Source organism: Rhodococcus sp. MurmanLake-1 (genome assembly GCF_056945715.1).
In genome coordinates, this window is sequence record NZ_JBWZNF010000003.1 from 64734 (window position 1) to 85802 (window position 21069).

Genomic DNA, 21069 nt, shown 5'->3' on the forward strand with positions numbered 1-21069 from the left:
GTATGAGAAACTCGTCAGGACGGAATCTCATGGCAGTAACCATCGCTTCATCCACCAACGACAATTCGGTTCGGGCCGCGCTCCGGTCACCTCGCCGTCTCAAAACGGAAGTTTTGGCCGGACTGGTCGTGGCGTTGGCACTGATTCCCGAGGCGATCTCGTTCTCGATCATCGCCGGCGTCGATCCGCGGGTAGGACTGTTCGCGTCGTTCACGATGGCAGTGACCATCGCCGTCGTCGGCGGACGACCCGCAATGATCTCCGCAGCTACCGGCGCCGTCGCACTGGTCGTCGCTCCACTGACGCGCGAGTACGGAATCGACTACCTGATTGCGACAGTCCTTCTGGCCGGCCTGCTCCAGATCGTGTTGAGCCTCCTCGGCGTCGCCAAGCTGATGCGCTTCATCCCGCGCAGCGTCATGGTGGGATTCGTCAATGCACTGGCCATCTTGATCTTCATTGCCCAACTCCCCCACCTGATCGATGTTCCGTGGCTCGTCTACCCACTTCTGGCCGTCGCCCTCCTGATACTCGTATTCCTGCCGAAACTGACCAGCGCGGTCCCGGCTCCACTGGTGGCGATCGTGCTACTGACCACCGCCACAGTCGTTTTCGCGTTCAACGTCCCCAATGTCGGCGACGAGGGCGAGCTTCCGTCGAGCCTGCCGACGCTACTGTTCCCCGACGTCCCTCTGGACATGCACACACTGTCGATCATTGCTCCGTATGCATTGGCCATGGCGCTCGTCGGCCTCCTCGAATCGTTGATGACGGCCAAGCTCGTCGACGACGTCACGGATACTCACTCGAACAAGACCCGAGAAGGGTGGGGCCAAGGCGTCGCGAACATCGTCACCGGCTTCTTCGGAGGCATGGGAGGGTGCGCGATGATCGGCCAGACCATGATCAACGTCAAGGTCTCCGGCGCTCGCACTCGAATCTCGACCTTCCTGGCGGGCGTGTTCTTGCTGATACTCGTGGTCGGCCTCGGCGATGTCGTGGCGTTGATTCCCATGGCCGCATTGGTAGCCGTCATGATCATGGTCTCGGTCGGCACTTTCGACTGGCACAGCATCAATCCGAAGACCCTGCGCCGCATGCCGATCGGCGAGACATTGGTCATGCTGGTCACCGTGGCGGTCACCGTCGCGACCCACAATCTTGCCTACGGCGTGATCGTCGGAGTGATCACCGCGATGGTCATCTTCGCCCGCCGCGTCGCGCATCTCACCGAAGTGATCGACGTCGCTCATCCGGACGAGGACACCCGTGTCTATGCGGTTCGAGGCGAGCTGTTCTTCGCATCCAGCAACGATCTGATCTACCAGTTCGACTATGTCGACGACCCGAAGAACATTGTCATCGATCTGTCCGAGTCGCATGTCTGGGATGCGTCGACCGTGGCGACACTGGACGCGATCACCACCAAGTACGCGGCCAGAGGCAAGAATGTCGAGATCGTGGGGCTCGACGACGCATCGGCCGAGCGCCATCTGCGCCTGTCCGGACGCCTGGGTGACGGTCACTGAGAGTATGGAAGCCCAGCGCGACGAAAGTAGGAGTGATGTCTGAGCCGGAACATGCGGTCCAGGGACAGAACATGCAGATCGGGCAGGTTGCCGAACGCACCGAACTGTCGATCAAGACGATCCGTCATTACGACGAGGTCGGTCTGGTCACTCCATCGGAGCGGACCGCCGGAGGATTCCGCTTGTACACCGAGGCGGACGTCCAACGGCTACTGGTAATCCGACGAATGAAGCCGCTCGGATTCAGTCTCGAAGAAATGAAACAACTCCTCAATTCCCTGGCAGTGCTCGGCGACGAAGCTTCGGACGCATCAACACGAACCGCCGCAACCGAATTCGTCACCGCCTGCCATACCCGGGCGGAAGAAAGCTGCACACACTTACGTAAGCAACTCGCCTACGCCGAAGAGCTGACGGGATTGCTCGCCGACCACAGTCTGAACGGTGAACGGCATTCGTGATCTGCAAGCTGAACTAAGCTGGGTTGATGGCCCGATATTTCGACGTTCACCCGGAAAACCCGCAGCCGCGCGCGATCAGCCAGATCGTCGAAATGCTGCGCAACGACGCGGTCATCGCCTACCCCACCGACTCCTGCTACGCCCTGGGTGCCCGAATGGACAATCACTCGGGCACCGATCGGATCCGCGAGATCCGTCACCTGCGGTCGGATCACCACTTCACGCTGGTCTGTGCCGACTTCGCGCAGCTCGGGCACTTCGTCCACGTCACCAACTCGGCGTTCCGGGCGGTCAAAGCGGCTACGCCTGGGCAGTACACGTTCATCCTTCCCGCCACGAAGGAAGTTCCGCGTCGACTGGCACACGCCAAGAAGAAGACCGTCGGAGTGCGTATCCCCAGCCACCCGGTAGTGCGGGCGCTCTTGCAAGAGTTGGGTGAACCGATCCTCTCCAGCACCCTTCTCCTGCCCGGCGCCGAGGAGCCGATGACGGACGGCTGGCAGATCAAGGAAGAACTCGACCACCAACTCGACGCCGTCATCGACTCGGGTGACTGCGGAACCGAGCCCACCACGGTGGTCGACTATTCGTCCGGCGCCCCCGAGATCGTGCGCGTCGGCGCGGGAGATCCTTCCCGTTTCGAATGATCCCCCCGCCCGTGCCACATCACGGATGGCAACGTGTCACGGCGTCACGATGTCGAACCACAGATCGAAGTCCTCCAGCAGCGAGATGAACGTCTCCAGTTCAGACTGATCTCCCACAGCTTTTGCCGTTCCGGCCTTGATGGATTCGGTGAGCGAGGTCGTTCCCAGATACACCTCGTTGAACACGGCACGGGTCAAGGTCAGAGTCAGGGCGGCCGAAGCATCTGCCTTGTCCGTGTCGTAATTCAGCACGCCGTTGCGCACTGTGACCAGGACGTTGTCCGCAGTGTCCGACAACACGAATCGCAACGACAGGTCGACGTCGGCAGCTTTGGGACCGTCGAGGCGAACTGCCCAGAAGTCCAGCATCTGCTCGAGAGGCATCACGGCGACAACGGCCGGGCCGGTGGGGTTGTTGGACGGCATCGGTGCCAGCGGATGCCGCAATTCCATCGCTCCGACCAGGTAGAAGTTGCGCCACGTACCGTTCTCGGCTTGGTAGCCGAGTTGTTCGTACGTGTCCGCCAACAACTCTCGCGCTTTCTGGTTACTCGGATCGGCGAACACCAGATGGTTCACCAGCTCGGCCGCCCAGCGATAGTCGCCGTCGTCGAACGCCTGCTTGCCCTTGGTCAGAAGCGCATCGGGTCCGCCGACGGCTTCGACGTAGCGCTTGCCGTTCTCCACCGGCGGATGAGGATTGAGGTGAGCGGGAACGCCGTCGAACCAACCGAGATAGAAGGTGTAGATCGCTTTGACGTTGTGACTGAGCGAGCCGTAGTACCCGCGGTTGTACCACTGCTTTCCGATGGCGTCGGGTACCTCGATCTGGTCGGCAATCTCTACCGGTGTCAGTCCCTTGTTGGCAAGACGCAACGTCTGATCGTGCAGATACTTGTACAGGTCTGCCTGATCCGACATCAGCTTCAAGATCTTGTCGTTGCCCCACGTGGGCCAATGATGCTGCGCGAAAATGATTTCGACGTCGGGGAAAAGTTCCATCGCCAGACGAACGTAGTGCGACCAGGCCTTGGCGTCGCGAGTTTTGGCGCCGCGCAACGTGTACAGGTTGTGCATTGTGTGCGTGACGTCCTCCGCTGACCCGAGCGCCTTGAAATCGGGTAGGTAGAACAACATTTCGGACGGCGCTTCGGTGCCCGGCGCGAGCATGAACGTCACTCGCACGCCGTCGATGACTTCTTCGTGTACCGGTTCGGTGATGACGTCGGTCGGCACCGCGAACGTCGACGTGCCGTGCGACGTGGACAGTCCGAGACCACCGGAAACCTGCCCCTGCGGGCCTGGACGCAGGAATGATCCGTACATGTACATTCCGCGACGCGTCATCGCCGTTCCGGCGAGCACGTTCTCGGAGATCGCCTCCTCCGTGAAACTGTCTGGTGCATAGACTTTTACGGCACCGGACTCGATCTCTTCGTCGGTGACAAATCCTTTGACTCCGCCGAAGTGATCGCCGTGGGAGTGTGTGAAGATGATCGCCTTGACCGGGACCTTGGGGCGGTGCTGGTAGTACAACTCCAGCGCAAGAGCGGCTGTTTCCGCGGACATCAGGGTGTCACCGATGATCAACCCGGTATCGCCCTCGATGATCGTCGTGTTCGACAAGTCCTGGCCGATCACCTGGTAGAGGCGATCGGCAAGCTTGAAGAGCCCGCCGCCCTTTCCCATCAAAGTGGCTTGGCGCCAGAGACTCGGGTTGACGGTGTCCGGCGCTTCGCCGTCGGCGAACCCATAGGCGTCGTAGGAGAAGATGAACTGTCCTTTGTCACCCTTGACCAACCCGCCGTCGATGAGCGGCGCCACCAGACCGCGAGAAATCAGTTCGAAGTCGAATGTGTCATCGAACGGAAGATCACGGAGGACCTGGGCGTTCGCAAGGCGAGTCGCTTCGGTAGCGGGCTTGGGGTCGAGTTCGGATGGTGTAGTCATCTTCTCTTACGCTCCTCGGGAACTCGCGGTGTCCTGTGTCTGGATACCGGTTCATCCTCGATCGCCACGTAGTCCTCGCGCATCACCCGGAAGGGATGATCACGTGGTTCGTCCAGCGTTCAACAGCGCAGCAACGAACTCACGCACCAACGTCCGCTCGTCGTTCTCGTCCGCACCCGGCACCATGAGCAGCGAGAGGATCACTCGCACGATCCAGCGGGCTCGTGACGCTGTGCCTGCTCCGATTTCACCGAGCATCGCGACGCCCAGTCCGTTGATGACGTCGGATGAATTGGCAAGTTCACCTGCAAGACTCGCATCACCCGGAGTGAACCATGCAGCCAACGTCGGAGTGCTGCGCACCGCGGACACTGCGGTGCGCATCGCCTTTTCGAGACGCTCGCTCGGATCATCGATGGTCGCTACCGATTCCGCGATCGCAGTTCCCAGTCTGCGCGCTTCGCGGTGAACGAATGCAATGTGAAGGGCCTGCCGATTCTCGAAGTACCGATACAGGGTGGCCCGGGAACATCCTGCAGCAGAGGCTATCTCCGCCATACCAACGGCGTTGACACCTTTATCGACGAACAGTTGCGCCGCACTGTCGAGGATCTTCTCGGCTGCCGCCAAGGCGCGCCCCTCACCGAGCCAGTCGTTGCTCACGGCCGGGTCACCGACATGGGCGCTGTGAGTGGACGGCGCACGTAGTTGCCCGGCGCGTATTGCATCGCGTCGACGTCGATATGGAAATCTGGAATCCGGGAGAGCAACTCTTCCAACGCAACTCGAGCCTGCATCCGAGCTGCCGACGCCCCCAGACAGTGGTGGGCGCCATGACTGAAGGTGAGAATCTTCTGCGGTCGACGCAAGACGTCCAACTCCGCCGCGTCGGGTCCGTACTTTTCGGGATCACGATTGGCCACACCGTACATCAACAAAACCTTACGTCCTGCCGGAATCACTTTGCCGCCCAAGGCCACATCCCGAGTCGTGGTGCGTGCCAGTCCTTGGACCGGTGAGGTGAGTCGAAGCAACTCGTCGACCGCGTCGGTGATCAATGCGGGATCGTCCAGCAGGATCTGACGCTGATCGAGGCGTTCGGTCAGCATCGCCACCGAACCACCCAGCATTCCTGTCGTGGTGTCGTTTCCACCGGCCACCATGGTGAAGGCGAAGCCCAGAATCGACAGCAGGCCGGACATGTCGCCGTCTTCACCGAGTCCAGCGGCGAGTAGGTGCGAAATCGTGTCGTCACCCGGTTCGACCTTGCGGCGGTCGATCAGCGAAGCGAAGTACGTCATCAGCTCACCGGTGGCGGCCTGTGCCGTCGTCGCTGCCGCGGCCACACCACCTGCCGAATTGGCAGCGACAATGGCTTCGGTCCAGCCGTCGAACTGGTCACGGTCCGATTCCGGCACACCCAGATAGTGTGCGACAACCATCGACGGCAACGGCTTGAAGAGCTCGACGACGATATCGCCACTGCCACGCGCTTTCAACGCTTCGATACGTTCGACGACGAATTCGCGGACCATCGGCTCGACCGCCGAGACCTGACGCGGAGTGAATCCCTTCGACACCATGCGCCGGAACTCCGACTGCACGGGCGGATCCTGCATCACGAACGGCGGATTGTCCTGCATCCCGATCTGCTCGAGCTCACCATAGACGGTGGTCAATCCCTTTGCCGACGAGTACGTCTCGTAATCACGAGCGGCGTTGTAGACGTCTTCGTGACGGGTGAGCACCCAGTAGTCGTCCTGCGGTGAGGCTTCCGGCACCACGTTGTGCACCGGGTCGTTCTCTCGCAATGCGTCGTACATGGCCCAGGGCGAACGCCAGGACTCCCCGGTGGAAGGAACAAACCGTGGCGAATGTGACACAGATGTTGTCATGACTCGACTATGAGACAAATTGATAGATGTGTCAACGTTGACGACTAATATTTCTGCGATCAATATCGAGTAACCCGCTTCCACGCGGAGCACTATCGTGTGTCGGGTGATCACGGATCCGAAGAACCACCTGAACAGCTCTGCCACCGGACGCCGCGCCGTGGTTGCGGTCCTACTCCCCCGCGAACATCTCCCCTTCATCAGGGACTGGTGCCTGCACCACATCGAGCAAGGCTGGGAGGTTGTTCTCTACGACAACACCGGTTCCGTCGGGTCCACCCGCAAGACAAGCGCATTCAGCCTCAACCGTTGGCACGGCCGCAGCGAGGACAAGAGAGGCAACTCTTACGGCGCCTTCACCCGATCGATGTCGGACAGTGAAGTTCAGGTCGCATTCCGCAAAGAACTGCACGACCTTCCGTTGACGATCGTCGACTGGCAACCGCGCGACGCGGACGGTCGGATCGTGCACGGACAGGTAGAGGCCTACGTCGATTACGTGAGCCGGTACCGCGACACCGTCGCATGGGCAGCATTCGTCGACGCCGACGAATACCTCCAACACGCACCAGGATTGGACTGGGAGGTTCTACTTGCCGGAGTTACTCAAGCGGGTTCGCACCGCGTCGTTCTCGATGCTCTGGTTTACGAATCCAGGTGGACGCGCGACGGGCAACTGCGAGACGTCGAGGAATTGAAATGCCTTGGACTGCAAAGCCACGGCTGCAAGAACATCGTGAGGCTGTCGGAGATTCTGCGAGCGGACGTCCACTGGGGATGGAAGACAAGCGAACCGGACAGCCTGGTGCGGCCCGACCGATCCCTCTTCTACTTCCGCCATTACCGCGGTTCGGAGGCGGCACTCGACTTCACTCCGCTGCCGAACTTCGGACCCCAAGTCCACGAAGAAGGTGTGGATGTTCCGGCGGCAATTGACGTATCACAGAATTGAATGTGCCTGCAAGACACAGGTATTCAGGTACAGATAAACCTCCGGCCCGCATCCACGAAGGCAATGCCTTCAGAATGCGGGCCGGGGGCCGTAAATCCGGTTCAGCGAAGCAATCAAGCCTTCGGCTGCGAGCTTCCTGCGCCACCAATTGCGCCGAGAAGACCAGCAACTGCGCCGATGCCGACGAGAACGCCGCCCAGGCCTGCAATGATCTTCTGGAAGTCGCCGAGCTGTGCCAGGTCCGTCTTGCTGCTGCCAGTGGTGAATGCCATGTCTAGCTCCTCATCATGGAATGTGTACGCGGTCCGCGCGCCCGGTATGTAACGGCGCTCACAATATACGTAAGACAGCCGAAATTTGAAGCGGTGCCGTTGAGTGGGACGTAACTCACATCTCATCCAGCGGGAACCCACGAGTAACAATGCGCGATTCGGACAACGCTTCGGGAACCGTTGAATGACGAGCAGGAGAACAGCAGTGGGCAAGTTGGATGGAAAAGTGGCCCTGATCACTGGCGCAGGGCAAGGCGTCGGCCAGGGTGTTGCGTTTGCGCTTGCCAAGGAAGGTGCTTCCGTCGCGGTGGCGGGCCGCACTGAGTCGAAACTCGTAGTCACATGTAACGAGATCACCGAACGCGGCGGCCGTGCCGAACCGGTGCTCGTGGATATCGCCGACGCGGGTTCCATCACCGCTGCCGTGGCGCGAACCGTGGAACTGTTCGGCGGCGTCGACATCCTGATCAACAACGCCAGCCTCAACCCGCTCGGCAACGTCCTCGACCTCACTCCGGAGCGCCTTGCCGACGGATTGACTTCCGGTCCCGTCGCGACGCTGCGAACCATGCAAGCCTGCTACCCGTTCATGAAGGAACGCGGCGGCGGGGCGATCATCAACATGGTCAGTTCCGTGGCCGTCCGTTGGGACGCCGCCGGCTACGGCGGATACGCGGCCGTGAAGGAATCCGTCCGAGCCCTCAGTCGCGCAGCAGCGTGCGAATGGGGCGTCGACGGGATCCGAGTCAACGCGGTTGCTCCTCATGCATCCTCGCCCGGGCTACAGCGTTGGGCAGATGCGCGTCCGGAAGAGGCTGCCGCTTTTGTTGCCGGGATTCCGCTACGGAGGATCGGGGACTGCGAAACGGACATCGGCACCGCGGTGGCTTTCCTGGTCGGCCCGGATGCCGCGTATCTGACTGGAGCAACAATTCCGCTCGACGGCGGTCAGTCGCGCTGGGGCTGAGAGCTGGCGTCGTCGAAGGCGAGCACCGCCGACTTGGCTTCGGCGATCGGGCGGCGGAAAACGAAACCGACCAGAACGGATGCCAAAACCAGCGCGGCCAGAACAATGAGCCCGACCATCCACCACATGGTTTTCAGTATGCCCGAACCGACCTCCGCCGGACGCACACCACGGCCGTCGGAAAGCGATGACAACCGCGAAAAGTACTTGACACCAGTCAAATTCCGTTTTGCCCGTTTCCCGAGCTTCCCGATAATCCGTGATCGAGGACACAGTTTCGGATACCGAACCGGGACGAGAGCGTGACTGGAACCGCGCCTCGGTGCATCCTGTCAGGTATGGAATCCGCTGTTTCGGCCGAACCCGCCGACGGAAGCACCCTCACACACCCGTGGGGCGGGACAAGCAACATCACCGACCTCGGCGGTGATGTTCATTGGATCGACTTCGGCGGTCCCAGCGGAGCGCCGCCCATCGTGCTCGTTCACGGTCTGGGCGGCTCGCACCTGAACTGGGTGCGGGTGGCACCGACGCTGGCGGCGCGCACGCGTGTGTACGCACTGGACCTCGCCGGATTCGGACTCACCTCTGCCCGTGGGCGGCACACCGGCGTCGACGCCAACGCAGCACTCCTGAATCGCTTTCTCGAGACAGTAGTAGGTGAACCTGCCGTCCTGTTCGGCAATTCGATGGGGGGAATGGTCTCGGCAATCTCGACCCATGCCAATCCCGAATCAGTTGCCGGCCTGGTGCTGGTGGATCCGGCGCTCCCACTGCCCGTCCAACTTCCCGATCTGACCGTCGCCGCCCAATTCGCGCTCTACTCGATGCCGTACGTCGGTGAGCAGGTTCTCGGCTTCGGACGCCGGAAGATGTCCGACCGGCAGTTGGCCGCTCAGATGACCAGATTGTGTTTTGCCGATCCGACGCGAGCAGACCCCGCGGTCCTCGACGCGGGCGCTGCCTTGACTGCGATTCGTCGCGGCGAACCCACTCAGGATGCCGAGTTCCTGCAGGCAGCACGGTCACTGTTGATGACCCTCGCCCGTCCGGCCTCTTATCGAAAGACACTGCGAGAGATCACGACTCCGACGCTCCTGATACATGGCGATCGCGATCGGCTTGTCCCGGTCGAGGCCGCCCGGGCAGCCGCCGCCGCACATCCACACTGGACCACCATCATTCTCGGCGACACCGGTCACACCCCTCAGTTGGAGATTCCGGACGAGTTTTCACGTCACGCGCTCGCATGGCTCGATCGCACGGGGCTGATCACGAGCTGACACGTACCGGCACTACACCCGCGGAACGGCCTCGCCGATCGAGCAAGTGCCCCATCAACTTCGGCGTATCAAGGACGATTCGGCGATCGACTACGTCGGCAGGTCCGGCCCACCGGTAAGCGCGAACGGTCAAATACTCCAAAGCTCTCGAGCCCTGGGAATGTGTCGGGGTACGCGCGTAGCGTGAGATTCGCGCCTTCCTCGGCCAAGCATTTGCGCGACCCGTACTTGTGTATCCGTTTCGGTAAAGGAGAGTTTCAGATGCCCGCACGCACAGCGCTCGACGGAACACCCTGTTGGATCGACCTCACCAGCTCCGATACCGAGGTCGCCAAATCCTTCTACACCAACGTGTTCGGTTGGCAGACTGACACAAACGACGACCCGCAGTACGGCGGCTACGCGATCTTCAGCAAAGACGGGCAGCCCATCGCCGGGCTCGGACCTCAGCAGGAGGGAAACCCGTACGGCAACGTCTGGACCACCTACATCTCCTCGACTGATGCGGCAACGTCGGCGTCCAAGGCCGAAGCCGCGGGCGGAATGATCATGATGCCGTCGATGCAGGTCGGTCCCCAGGGCAGCATGGCGATCGTGGGCGATCCTGCCGGTGCAGTCGTCGGTATCTGGCAGGCAGATCAGCACCACGGCTTCGGTCTGGTCGGCGAGGCCGGAGCCCCGGTGTGGCACGAGACTTTGTCCAAGAACTACGCCGCGGTCCTGCCGTTCTACACCGACGTGTTCGGCTGGACTTACGAGTCCATCGGCGACAGCGACGAGTTCCGGTACTCACAGGCCAAGCAGGGCGACACCGTCGTCGCCGGTTTGATGGATGCCAGCTCGTTCCTCCCGGCAGAGGTGCCGTCGTTCTGGCAGGTGTACTTCGGGGCGGACGACACCGACGCGGCCGTCGCCAAGGTCGTCGAATTCGGCGGCAGCGTCTTGCGCGATCCCGAGGACACGCCCTTCGGCCGTCTCGCGTCGGTGGCCGATCCACTCGGTGCCAAGTTCCAGATCTCCACGATCATGGAGTGAATCTCCGCGCAGAGGCCGCACCGGCCCGCGGTCTCTGCGCGCTGATCATCTGGAAAGTCCCGATTTGACCGCACGGATTTGAACACTCGCCCAGAAGGTATGCAGTTTTCTGCGTCCAACGCCTAATCTCATGGGATGCCCGCCCCCGCCCCTCTCCTCGATGTGTACTCGCAGCCGACTCTGTCGACGCTTGCGCCGTCGGTACTCGCTTCTCTCGGAGTGAGCGGCGAAGCGAACCGTCTCGATCTACAGCCCAGCCAGAAGACTGTAATTCTGCTGGTAGACGGGATGGGCGCGAACTTGCTCGCCCGCAACGCCGAACACGCACCATTCCTGAACTCACTGATCGGAACGCCCATACGGGCAGGATTCCCCACGACGACGGCCACCAGCATCGTCTCGTTGGGGACCGGGCTGCCCTCGGGGGCGCACGGAATCACCGGTTACCAGTCTTACGTCGAAGAAGCCGATTCGGTGTTCAACTGGCTGGGTTGGCACAGCGCGGGCAAGAAGGAATCTCAGACCGACTCCATCGTCCCGGAGACCCTGCAGCCGCAGGCCACGACCTTCGATCGTGCCGCGGCCGCCGGCATCACCGTCACTACCGTCGTTCCGTCCAAATTCGACGGCAGCGGCCTCACCCGGGCAGGAATGCGCGGCGCCCAGTTCGCCGGAATCCAGGCATACGGAGACCTCCTCGCTCGCACCGTGGCCGCGTCGAAATCTGCCGACCGTACGTTCACGTACTGCTACATCAGCGAGATCGATGCACTCGGCCACGTCTACGGCCCCGAGTCCGAGCCGTGGATTTTCCAACTGATGCTTGTCGATCGACTGGTCGAGCAACTCGCCGCCGCTCTCGGTCCGGACGTGAGATTGCTGGTGACGGCTGATCACGGAATGGTCGATGTGTTGGACGAGAACAAGATCGACTTCGACAACACTCCGATTCTGTCCAAAGATGTACTCGCTCTTGCCGGTGAACCTAGATGTCGTCACATCCATACCCGAGAAGGCGCTGCACAAGATGTTGCGGACCGCTGGCGCGCCGAACTGGGTGACCGCATGTGGATCGGGACGAGATCCGAGGGCATAGTCGCAGGATTGTTCGGGCCTGCAGTGCATTCCGAGTATCGCGGCCGGATCGGTGATGTCATCGCCATTGCGTCCGGGGACGTGGCCGTCGTACGTCGATCTGTCGAATCGGGACTGTCCGGCCTCCGTGGACAGCACGGCGCCCTCACTCCGGACGAACTGCTGGTACCGCTCTTGTCCTCAGGACAACAGTAGGGCCCGAGCCCGGCGAATCTCGGGAACACCGACGACCCTGCATGCGCCCAACAGGACGACTCCTCCGACGGCCGCACCCGCCGACAATGAAATAACAGCAGCAAGCCTGGGCTCGGGAACTCGGTTCTGAACCGCCACCACCAAAGCGAGCGCACAACCACCTGCCAGAATTGCCGCCGCCGAAATCCTTCCGACGGTGGCCTGCACGCGACGGAATCCCAACAGCCCGTATCTCTTTCGAAGCAGGATGTGGCCGAGCGCCGCTCCGCACACGTAGGAGAACGAGCCCGCCGCACAGACGGCCAGGACCAGCGTTTCGTCACTCGCCGACAGAGACGCAAGTAGAACGAGCGCCGTCTTGGCTACCACCATCACCAGCGCGATCACCGCGGGAGTTCGGGTGTTGTTGTCGGCGTAGAACACTCGAAGCTGAAGCATGACCATCGCAAAGGGCACCAGCCCGAATGCACTGACCGCAACGGCCGTCCCGATCAACCGGGCACTGCTGCCGTCGACCCGGCCGAAGAAGATCAGGGTGGTCAACGAGGGGCCGAAGACCATGAGCGCCACCGTGACCGGAATCAGCGCCACCACTGAATACCGGGCTCCCCGGCCGAGATCGGATACGACGCCGACGTCGTCACCCGCAGCAACCGACCGGGCGATCCGCGGCATCAGCACCGTCAACAACGACACACCGAGAATGCCGTACGCCACTTGAAACAGCAGATCCGCGTGCGTGTACATCGAGTAGACGTGACGGGAGAGAGTGACCTTCATCGTCACCCACACACCGATCTGACCGGCAACGACGTACACAAGTACCCAACCGAGCAACGGCGCCCCGACGCGCACCGGGCGCCAGGTGTGCGGTACGACCCGCACGCGAAGGCGCCACCGAAACCCGTTGCGGTGCAGCGATCGAGCAACGACGGCGGTTTGCGCCACGATCCCGAGCAGAGTGCCGATACCGATCACCAGAACCTGCGCGGTGGTCATCGACTCGGGAGTCAGAGCCACCGGCCCCGGGATACACAGGAAGACCGCGACCGTCACCAGAAGGACGACGTTGTTGATCACCGGCGCCCAGGCCGGCGCGCCGAACACTGATCGAACACTGAGTACTGCCGTCATCATCGCCGTGACGCCGTAGAAGAAGATCTCCGGCAGAAGCAAGTACGCGAAGAGCGTCGTCAACTCTCGTTGAGCCGGATCATCGATCACGGCCGAGACCAGAGGCGGCGCGCACACCACCGCCACTACCGTCACGAGCGCAAGAGCAAGCGCTCCGACGGTGAGAACGCGCTGCGTCTGCTCTCGTTCGAGCGTCCGCCCACGACTTCGCTGCCGTGTCAGATACGGAAGCAGAACGCTGGCGAGAATCCCGCCGAGGAGGAGCTGATAGACCATGTTCGGGAAGCTGTTGGCCGCGTTGTACGCATCACTGACCAGGGCGATGCCGAGGACCGCGGCAAGGGCAAGGGTGCGGACGAAGCCGGTGATCCGGCTGACCGTGCTGGCGAGCGCCACTTGCCCGCCCATCTTCGCCAAGCTGCCGCCCGTCACACCCGTACGTTCGGACTCCCCCATACTCTCGACCATCTCGCCAGAGTGCCACATCGCAGAGGTACGACGATCTGGACGGAAACGGAAGAGCGCCCCGAACCGTGGGGTTCGAGGCGCTCGTCACGAGAGAAGATCAGGCTGATTCCGCTCCAGCCAACGGAGGCATGACGACAACCTGGCCGGCGAAGGACAGACCCGCACCGAAGGCGAGAAGCAATGCCTTGTCGCCCGGCTTGCACTGGCCGTCGCGCAGCATCTGCTCCATGGCGAGCGGGATCGAGGCCGCGGACGTGTTGCCCGTCTCGGCGATGTCGTTGGAGACGGGGAAGCCCTCGGGCAGCTTCATGCTGCGAGCGATGACCTCGTTGATGCGCTGGTTTGCCTGGTGCGGCACAAAAGCGTCGATGTCCTCGATACCCAGCCCCGACTTCTCCAGGGTGCGAGTGGCGACCTTGCCCATCTCGAAGGCAGCCCAGCGGAACACCGCGGTACCGGCCATCTTGATCCACGGCCGAGGTCCGGTCGGGTTCTTGGTGTAGTCGAGCCAGCTCGGCTCCTGAACGATGGCGTCGGACTGGCTGCCGTCCGAACCCCACTCGACCGGGCCGATTCCGACGGTATCGCTCGGGCCGACGACAACTGCGCCTGCGCCGTCACCGAAGATGAAGCGAACGCTGCGATCGGTGGGCTCGGTGGCCTCGCTCATCAACTCGACGCCGACGACGAGTACGTGATCAACCGTGCCGCCGCGAACCAGGTCGCTGGCCACCGCAAGGGCGGTACAGAAACCGGCGCAGCCTGCCGCGACGTCGAATGCAGCCGGACCCTTGATGCCGAGCTCGTGGGCGACGATGGACGCAGCCTGAGGAGTCTGCAGGTCCCACGTCGACGTCGCGATGATCACGGCGCCGATCTGCTCGGGAGCAATGCCGCTGACGTCCAGTGCTTTACGGGCCGCGCTGATCGACATCGCGAGGATGCCTTCACCCTCGCCGGAGAACCGGCGCGACTTGATACCCGATCGCGTCTGGATCCACTCGTCGGTGGAATCGATCAGCTCGCAGATCTCGTCGTTGGTCACGACTCGCTCCGGGCGGTGAACGCCGAGCCCGAGAAGGACGGACTGCCGACCTCCGGCCACACTGGCAATCGGCTTACCCATTGATCGATCTCCTCGTTGGTTTCTGGTGATGACGCGCATTCGACATCACACGTTACGTACAGGACATAAGCCCCTGCCTCTCAGGTCACCGTTCGATCACGGCAACAACATGAGGCTGGCTCACATTACGCTTCGGTCAGGTATGTAGTCCAGATCCACGATCAGGCGCGTAAATGAGCTAGAACTGCCAAAACACGACGATGCCCGCTTTCGGAAGCCGACAGGCCGAGTTTTGCGAAGATATTTCCTATGTGCTTGCTCACAGCAGTGTCGCTGACGACCAGTTTCCTGGCGATTTCCTGATTTCCCAGCCCCTCCGCCATCAGTCCGAGAACCTCGGACTCGCGTGGGGTCAGTGATCTGATCGGATCGTCGGCGCGTCGACGGCTCATCAGTTGGGATACGACCTCGGGATCCATCACGGTTCCGCCGTCGACGACCCGGTTCAATGCGTCGACGAACTCGGCTACCTTGCCGACCCGTTCCTTGAGCAGGTACCCGACCCCGCCGGCGCCTCCTGCCAACAATTCACCGGCGTAGCGATCCTCGACGTACGCGGAAAGGACCAGGACGGGAAAGCCCGGGCGAAGCTTGCGCACCTCGATCGCCGCTCGAAGCCCCTCGTTGGTGAAAGTAGGAGGCATCCGGACGTCGAGCACCGCGGCGTCGGGGGCGGTCTCCTCGAACACCGTGAGGAACTGTGCGGCGTCGGAGACGGCAGACACCTCGAAGCCCTCTCCGCGGAGCAGCAGTGCCAGCCCCTCTCGCAGGAGAGCGTCGTCCTCGGCAATCAGAATCCGCACGGTAGTTCCACCCTCATCGTTGTCGGTCCACCCTCCGGGCTCTCCAATACTGCGGTTCCTTCGAAAGCCTCGACCCGGCGTCGGATACCCGCCACGCCGCCGCCCGGACGTTCGTTCGCGCCGCCCTGACCGTCGTCGATCACGTCGATGAGCATCGTCTCACCCAACGAGTCGTCCGACGTCTCCGTCCGTGCCGTGACGGTGACGCTGCGCGCTCCGCTGTGTTTTGCGACGTTGGTCAAGGCCTCGGCGACGACGAAGTACGCAGCGGCCTCGACGGCAGCCGGGGCACGGCGGAGCTCGTCGATCTCGAGTACGCAGGGCACGGCGGAGCGCCCGGCGAGCGCGGAGATCGCGCCCTCCAGACCCAACTCGTCGAGGATCGGCGGGTAGATGTCGTGCACCAACGTCCGGAGTTCGCTCAACGCCTCGGTGGCCGCATCCTGGGCCCGATGCAGTTGTGGCAGAGCCTGGTCCGGATTGTTCTGCAACGACCGCTCGGCCATCCCCAACATCATCACCACCGCGACCAGACGGTTCTGCGCGCCGTCGTGCAGATCCCGCTCGATGCGCTTGAGTTCGGCCGAATGTGCGTCGAGCGCCGCAGCGCGGCTGGCCGTCAGGGCGGTGACGCGCTTCGAGAGGTCCGAACGCGTGTCCGGCGCAAGCAAAGTCGTGGTCGACCAGCTGATCCACTTCGCCATCGCGGGGATCAACCACCACGCGATCAGGAGGTACAGGATGCCGATCAACGGCATTCCGGCAGCGCCCAACCACGACGTCACGGGGTACGGATTGTTGACGGGTTCACCGGCGGGCATCTGCTGCCAGTACAGCGGGACGGCAATCGAATTGAGTGCACCGAGTGGCAGAGCAATGGTCAGCATCGCCGCGACGAAAGCCCCCAGACCATGAATCGACAGCCAGGCCGCGTCGCGCCTCGTCGACTGATCGGTGAGGAACCGGCGCCAATCCCCGAAGGTCGGATTGCTTGGCATCGGTGGGTATCGCTGCAGAACAGGGCGTCCGGTGTACGCAGCCGTTCTCTTGCGGGCCAGACCCGCCCACCACCGGAGCACCCGCACGTACGACGGCAACAGCAACCAGCCGACGATCAGAATCGAGAGCGACAGCAGAATGAGACCGACCATCAGCAAGAACAGGGAGACCACGGCTGCCGCACCCTCGACGAGCACGTACACCGCAGCCCTGGTTCTCTTCTTCACTGCCCCAGCATGCCGCACCTGATGCCGCGATCCACTACAGCTGGCTACACCATTGATTCGGGACCCTGCTGGATGTCGACGAATGCCGAATCTCCATAGCGTTCATCCCATGAAGAATCGACACTCGGTCCTCGCCCCGCCGGCCCCTGGTGCCACGGCCGCCCGAACATCCGCCGTGCGACTCGAAGGCGTCAGCAAGATCTACGGCAACGGCCGCGGCGCCGTGACCGCCCTCGACAACATCAGCCTCACCTTGCCGCGCAGCACCTTCACCGCCGTGATGGGCCCGTCCGGATCGGGCAAGAGCACTTTCCTGCACTGCGCCGCAGGGCTCGATCGACCGAGCAGCGGATCGGTGTGGCTGGGCGACACCGAGATCTCACAGCTGAAGCCGAAGGCCCGCAGCATCTTCCGTCGCGATCACATCGGTTTCGTCTTCCAGGCCTACAACCTGCTCGGCGCTCTCGACGTCGAGCAGAACGTCACGCTCCCCCTACTCCTCGCCGGACGACGAGCCGACAAGCAGTACCTGACCTTCGTCCTCGAATCCGTCGGACTCGGATCGCACCGCAAGCGCAAACCCTCCGAACTGTCCGGCGGTCAGCAGCAACGCGTCGCCATCGCGCGCGCCCTCGTCACTCACCCCGACGCACTCTTTGCCGACGAGCCGACCGGCGCCCTCGACTCCCGCAGCGCCAAGCAGGTTCTGGAGTTGTTGCGCCGGACAGCCGCCGAGTTCGATCAGACCATCGTCATGGTCACGCACGACCCGGTGGCCGCGTCGTACGCCGATCGTGTGCTGTTCCTCGCCGACGGAAAACTTGTCGGGCACATCGACCGCCCGACGCCGCAGCAGATCGCCGAGCGCATGACACACCTCGGGGACTGGTGATGATGAAAGCGCACACCTTTGCGCACCTGAAAGCGCATCGCTCCGGTTTCGTCGCCGTGTTCGTCTCCGTATTCTGCGCAGCGCTCCTCACCTGCGGTCTGGGTGTGCTGCTGGAATCGGGAGTGCGAGGCGGAGTCTCACCACATCTCTACGCCGGTGCCGACGCCGTCGTGAGTGCACCACAGGCGCTCGAGGTCAAGGAAGACGCCGATCAGCCTTTTGCCGAGCGCGTTCTCCTCGACGGCGATACCGTCCGCAAGCTCGATGCCCTCGATGTCACGGTGATTCCCGACATCTCCGTCCCCGTCAGCACCGCCGAGGGCGTCGTACTCGACGCACATCCTTGGAACACAGCACAATTGGCGCCGTATTCGCTCACCGAAGGTCGCGCTCCGCAGAGCCGAGACGAGGTGGTCTCGACCACGGGCGCCGCTCTCGGCGAGCAAATCACGCTGGCTCACGGCGCGATAGACGACGAGTACACCGTCGTCGGCACAGCTGATTCGGCCTCGGTGCCATCACCCGACCGTCCGGCACTCGTCTTCCTCGACGACGCAGAGGCCGAACGGTTGTGGCCGCACCAGAACGCTGTCACCGCAGTCGGATTGATCGCTCCCGAAGGCGTGGATGCTGCCGCTCTCGCCCGCGATGCACTCGCCGGAACCGGCGCGGAGGTCTCGACCGGCACCGCACGCGGAGGCATCGAATTCCTCGACGCCGGTGCTGCGCGGACCCAGTTGATCGTGCTCTGTGCGTCGTTTGCCGGTCTCGCGTTGATGGTCAGTATGTTCGTCGTTTCCAGCACGCTGTCGCTCTCGATCAACGCCAGACGGCGAGAGTTCGCTCTGCTGCGGGCAATCGGGGCCACCACGCGACAAGTCCACGTCATGATCGGGCGTGAAGTGCTGCTCGTCGCGGCGGCTGCGGCTGCGCTCGGCGCGGTGCCCGGATTCCTACTCGCCCGATTCCTGGGTGCACAGTTTGCCGACGCCGGGGTCATGCCCACCGATTTCGCGCTGGCCTACAGCCCGCTTCCGGCGATCGCGGCTTTCCTGATCTGCGTACTCACTGCCCGCGCGGCAGCGGCGATCGCGGCACGACGACCGGCGAAGCTCGACCCCGTCGAAGCGCTTCGCGAATCCGAAAGCGGCCCGGCGAAACTGAGCCGCGGACGCATCGCCACCGGGCTGATCTTCGGCGCCGCCGGCCTCAGCGCGTGCGTGCTCCCCGCTTTCCTGCCCGGCAGCGTGGCAGCCGCTGGAGCCGGTTCGAGCGCACTGTTGTTGATCTTCTCGGTCGCGCTGCTCGGCCCCTTGTTGGTGCGCGGCATCATCAAGGTGATCGGCGGTCCACTGCGTCGTAGTGGGTCGGCGTCCAAAGTTCTCGCTGCCGCCAACGCCGAATCCAATTCGAGACGGCTCTCGTCGGCGGTTGTTCCATTGGCTCTCGCAATCGCACTGGGCTCGGTGCAGTTCTTCAGCCAGAGCACCGTCGCCGCCGAGGCGACCAACCAGTCGATCAAGGGCGTCACCGCCGACCTGATCGTCGGCGCGCCGGCCGGTATCGCTCCCTCGCTCCTCGACTCGATCGCATCGGTGCCCGGAGTGAGTGCGGCAAACCCGGTGGTCCGCAGTCAAGTCCTGCCGGTACCCAGCGGTGAGGAAGGCGGCTCAGCCGACAGCGCGATCGCTGCCCAGGGCATCGACGCCGCCAGCGCCGACGCGACCCTCGATCTCGCGGTGACCGAGGGCGACCTGAGCGCTCTGACCGGCGATACCGTTGCCGTGAGCGAAGACGGCGCCTTCACACTCGGAGCCAAGGTAGGTCAGCGCGTCGACCTCTATCTAGGGGACGGCACACTGGTGCATCCGATGGTCGTCGCAAAATATGGTCGCGGCCTCGGATTCGGGGACGTGACCATGCCGATCGAGACTTTGCGTCAGCACTCCACCGACGCTCTGATCGACACCGTTCTGGTTGCTGCCGAACCCGGACGGTCGGCCGAAGTCCAGCAGTCGTTGCGTTCGTTCCCCTCGATCGCCGCGATGAACCAGGACCAGTTCGGGGCCGCGGGCGAAGATCAGCGTCGTATGCAGTCCTGGGTCAGCATCCTCGCCGTCCTCGTCCTGCTCGGCTATCTCGCAGTCGCCGTCGTGAACACCCTGGTCGCCGCCACTGCCGAGCGTTCCCGCGAGTTCGCGCTCCTTCAACTGGTGGGCTCGCGGACGAGGCAGGTCCGAGCGATGATGCGCATCGAGTCGTTGATGGTGGTGGGAATCGCCGTCGTGGTCGGATCGCTGATCGCCCTGCCGCCTCTGATGGGTATCGCCGTAGCGGTGTCCGGGCAGCCGATCCCGGCGATTTCACCGGCGATCTACGGTTCCATCGTCGCGGTGACCGCTGTTCTGGGATTTGTCTCCATCGCGATCCCGACGCGCGCCGCCCTACGCAAGAACCCGATGGACGGAGTGCGTAACCACTGAGTGGCACTACCGTCGTCATCTATGGATGCGGCGGCCTGGGACAAGAAGTACGAAGAAACCGAGCTCGTCTGGGGCGCTCCTCCCAACGAACTGCTGGTGGAATACGCGACGGCCCTCCCCCACGGCCAGGCACTCGACCTGGCGTGCGGCGAGGGCCGTAACGCGTTGTGGCTCGCGACCCGCGGTTGGGAGGTCACCGGCATCGACTACTCGGCCGTCGCGATCGAGAAAGCCCGCACGATCGCGGCCCGCTCACCCCGATCGGTTCTCGACCGGCTCGACTACCGATGCGGCGACGTCACCGTCGCGGATTACGCCTCAAGGAACGGGCAGGGATACGACTTGGCCCTGCTTCTTTACCTTCATCTGCCCGCACCACAACGCACCCTGGTTGTGAACCGTGCCATAAATTCTCTGAAACCTGATGGAATCCTCATGATTTTGGGGCACGACCGAAGCAACATCGACTACGGCGTCGGCGGACCGAAAGATCCCGAAATCCTTTACACACCAGAAGAATTGATGCAGGAGTTCGAAGGAAGGCTCGAGTTCGAGATCGCCGGAAATCCGCACAGACACACCGAAACGGGAATCGCGGTCGACACACTTGTCATCGGACGCAAATCCGGTGTTGGCAATGCAAAGAACGGCTAGTA

General features: G+C 62.8%; 20 protein-coding genes. 11 read left to right on the forward strand and 9 right to left on the reverse strand.

Annotated elements, in window-relative coordinates; translation table 11 throughout:
* Positions 1 to 29: 29 nt before the first annotated feature.
* From AC2ETI_RS10340 to AC2ETI_RS10350, 3 genes are read left to right on the forward strand one after another with little or no spacing between them, the layout of a single operon-like run.
* Positions 30 to 1529: a SulP family inorganic anion transporter gene (locus AC2ETI_RS10340; RefSeq protein WP_172932344.1), complete on the forward strand. Its 1500-nt coding sequence runs from the start codon at positions 30 to 32 to the stop codon at positions 1527 to 1529.
* Positions 1530 to 1564: 35 nt separating this feature from the next.
* Complete coding sequence (locus AC2ETI_RS10345; RefSeq protein WP_019747166.1) at positions 1565 to 1990, forward strand: MerR family transcriptional regulator; 426 nt, start codon at positions 1565 to 1567, stop codon at positions 1988 to 1990.
* Positions 1991 to 2016: 26 nt separating this feature from the next.
* Complete coding sequence (locus tag AC2ETI_RS10350; RefSeq protein WP_019747165.1) at positions 2017 to 2637, forward strand: L-threonylcarbamoyladenylate synthase; 621 nt, start codon at positions 2017 to 2019, stop codon at positions 2635 to 2637.
* A gap of 36 nt (positions 2638 to 2673) precedes the next feature.
* Here AC2ETI_RS10350 and AC2ETI_RS10355 read toward each other — a convergent pair whose 3' ends face one another.
* The 3 genes from AC2ETI_RS10355 to AC2ETI_RS10365 all read right to left on the reverse strand — a co-directional run bounded on the left by AC2ETI_RS10355 (position 2674) and on the right by AC2ETI_RS10365 (position 6482).
* Positions 2674 to 4587: an alkyl/aryl-sulfatase gene (locus AC2ETI_RS10355; protein ID WP_029254603.1), complete on the reverse strand. Its 1914-nt coding sequence runs from the start codon at positions 4585 to 4587 to the stop codon at positions 2674 to 2676.
* A gap of 99 nt (positions 4588 to 4686) precedes the next feature.
* Positions 4687 to 5250, reverse strand: coding sequence for a TetR/AcrR family transcriptional regulator (locus AC2ETI_RS10360; protein WP_483633868.1), 564 nt, complete (start codon positions 5248 to 5250; stop codon positions 4687 to 4689).
* On the reverse strand, positions 5247 to 6482 hold the full coding sequence (locus AC2ETI_RS10365; protein ID WP_483633869.1) for a cytochrome P450: 1236 nt from the start codon (positions 6480 to 6482) through the stop codon (positions 5247 to 5249). Before AC2ETI_RS10365 ends, AC2ETI_RS10360 begins: the two co-directional genes overlap by 4 nt.
* A 106-nt stretch (positions 6483 to 6588) precedes the next feature.
* Between AC2ETI_RS10365 and AC2ETI_RS10370 the strand changes: the two genes are divergently transcribed.
* The gene (locus AC2ETI_RS10370; RefSeq protein WP_483633870.1) at positions 6589 to 7434 is read left to right on the forward strand and encodes a glycosyltransferase family protein; all 846 of its coding nucleotides are present in this window, start codon (positions 6589 to 6591) and stop codon (positions 7432 to 7434) included.
* Positions 7435 to 7547: 113 nt separating this feature from the next.
* Here AC2ETI_RS10370 and AC2ETI_RS10375 read toward each other — a convergent pair whose 3' ends face one another.
* Positions 7548 to 7706, reverse strand: a complete 159-nt coding sequence (locus tag AC2ETI_RS10375) for a hypothetical protein (RefSeq protein WP_019747160.1) — start codon at positions 7704 to 7706, stop codon at positions 7548 to 7550.
* Between the two features lie 205 nt (positions 7707 to 7911).
* Here AC2ETI_RS10375 and AC2ETI_RS10380 point away from each other — a divergent pair, with 205 nt between their 5' ends.
* A complete protein-coding gene (locus AC2ETI_RS10380) occupies positions 7912 to 8673 on the forward strand; it encodes an SDR family NAD(P)-dependent oxidoreductase (protein ID WP_020723638.1) in 762 nt (253 codons plus the stop codon).
* On the opposite strand, the gene AC2ETI_RS10385 is transcribed toward AC2ETI_RS10380, so the two are convergent.
* Entirely contained in the window at positions 8655 to 8867 is a 213-nt protein-coding gene (locus tag AC2ETI_RS10385; RefSeq protein ID WP_228118235.1) for a hypothetical protein, read from the reverse strand. The genes AC2ETI_RS10380 and AC2ETI_RS10385 overlap by 19 nt on opposite strands.
* Before the next feature lie 144 nt (positions 8868 to 9011).
* Between AC2ETI_RS10385 and AC2ETI_RS10390 the strand changes: the two genes are divergently transcribed.
* The 3 genes from AC2ETI_RS10390 (at position 9012) to AC2ETI_RS10400 (ending at position 12281) form a co-directional block, all read left to right on the forward strand.
* A complete protein-coding gene (locus AC2ETI_RS10390) occupies positions 9012 to 9956 on the forward strand; it encodes an alpha/beta fold hydrolase (RefSeq protein WP_259117369.1) in 945 nt (314 codons plus the stop codon).
* 261 nt (positions 9957 to 10217) lie between these two features.
* Complete coding sequence (locus AC2ETI_RS10395) at positions 10218 to 10991, forward strand: VOC family protein (protein WP_019747156.1); 774 nt, start codon at positions 10218 to 10220, stop codon at positions 10989 to 10991.
* Positions 10992 to 11126: 135 nt separating this feature from the next.
* On the forward strand, positions 11127 to 12281 hold the full coding sequence (locus AC2ETI_RS10400) for an alkaline phosphatase family protein (protein ID WP_483633871.1): 1155 nt from the start codon (positions 11127 to 11129) through the stop codon (positions 12279 to 12281).
* Here the strand turns inward: AC2ETI_RS10400 and murJ are convergent.
* The 4 genes from murJ to AC2ETI_RS10420 form a co-directional block, all read right to left on the reverse strand.
* Positions 12267 to 13883 carry a murein biosynthesis integral membrane protein MurJ gene (gene murJ, locus AC2ETI_RS10405; RefSeq protein WP_483633872.1) on the reverse strand — a complete coding sequence of 539 codons (1617 nt, stop codon included), beginning with the start codon at positions 13881 to 13883 and terminating at the stop codon, positions 12267 to 12269. The genes AC2ETI_RS10400 and murJ overlap by 15 nt on opposite strands.
* Before the next feature lie 97 nt (positions 13884 to 13980).
* Positions 13981 to 15009, reverse strand: a complete 1029-nt coding sequence (locus AC2ETI_RS10410; RefSeq protein WP_003945837.1) for a beta-ketoacyl-ACP synthase III — start codon at positions 15007 to 15009, stop codon at positions 13981 to 13983.
* A 161-nt stretch (positions 15010 to 15170) separates the two neighbouring features.
* Positions 15171 to 15812: a response regulator transcription factor gene (locus AC2ETI_RS10415; RefSeq protein ID WP_003945784.1), complete on the reverse strand. Its 642-nt coding sequence runs from the start codon at positions 15810 to 15812 to the stop codon at positions 15171 to 15173.
* A complete protein-coding gene (locus AC2ETI_RS10420) occupies positions 15800 to 17038 on the reverse strand; it encodes a sensor histidine kinase (RefSeq protein ID WP_269586554.1) in 1239 nt (412 codons plus the stop codon). Before AC2ETI_RS10420 ends, AC2ETI_RS10415 begins: the two co-directional genes overlap by 13 nt.
* A 109-nt stretch (positions 17039 to 17147) precedes the next feature.
* Here AC2ETI_RS10420 and AC2ETI_RS10425 point away from each other — a divergent pair, with 109 nt between their 5' ends.
* Genes AC2ETI_RS10425 through AC2ETI_RS10435 form a run of 3 tightly spaced genes read left to right on the forward strand, consistent with a single transcriptional unit; the run spans position 17148 to position 21067 of the window.
* Positions 17148 to 17930, forward strand: coding sequence for an ABC transporter ATP-binding protein (locus tag AC2ETI_RS10425; RefSeq protein WP_019747152.1), 783 nt, complete (start codon positions 17148 to 17150; stop codon positions 17928 to 17930).
* Complete coding sequence (locus AC2ETI_RS10430) at positions 17930 to 20413, forward strand: FtsX-like permease family protein (protein WP_483633873.1); 2484 nt, start codon at positions 17930 to 17932, stop codon at positions 20411 to 20413. The genes AC2ETI_RS10425 and AC2ETI_RS10430 overlap by 1 nt, the downstream gene beginning before the upstream one ends.
* 21 nt (positions 20414 to 20434) lie before the next feature.
* Positions 20435 to 21067 carry a class I SAM-dependent methyltransferase gene (locus tag AC2ETI_RS10435; protein ID WP_483633874.1) on the forward strand — a complete coding sequence of 211 codons (633 nt, stop codon included), beginning with the start codon at positions 20435 to 20437 and terminating at the stop codon, positions 21065 to 21067.
* Positions 21068 to 21069: the final 2 nt, after the last annotated feature.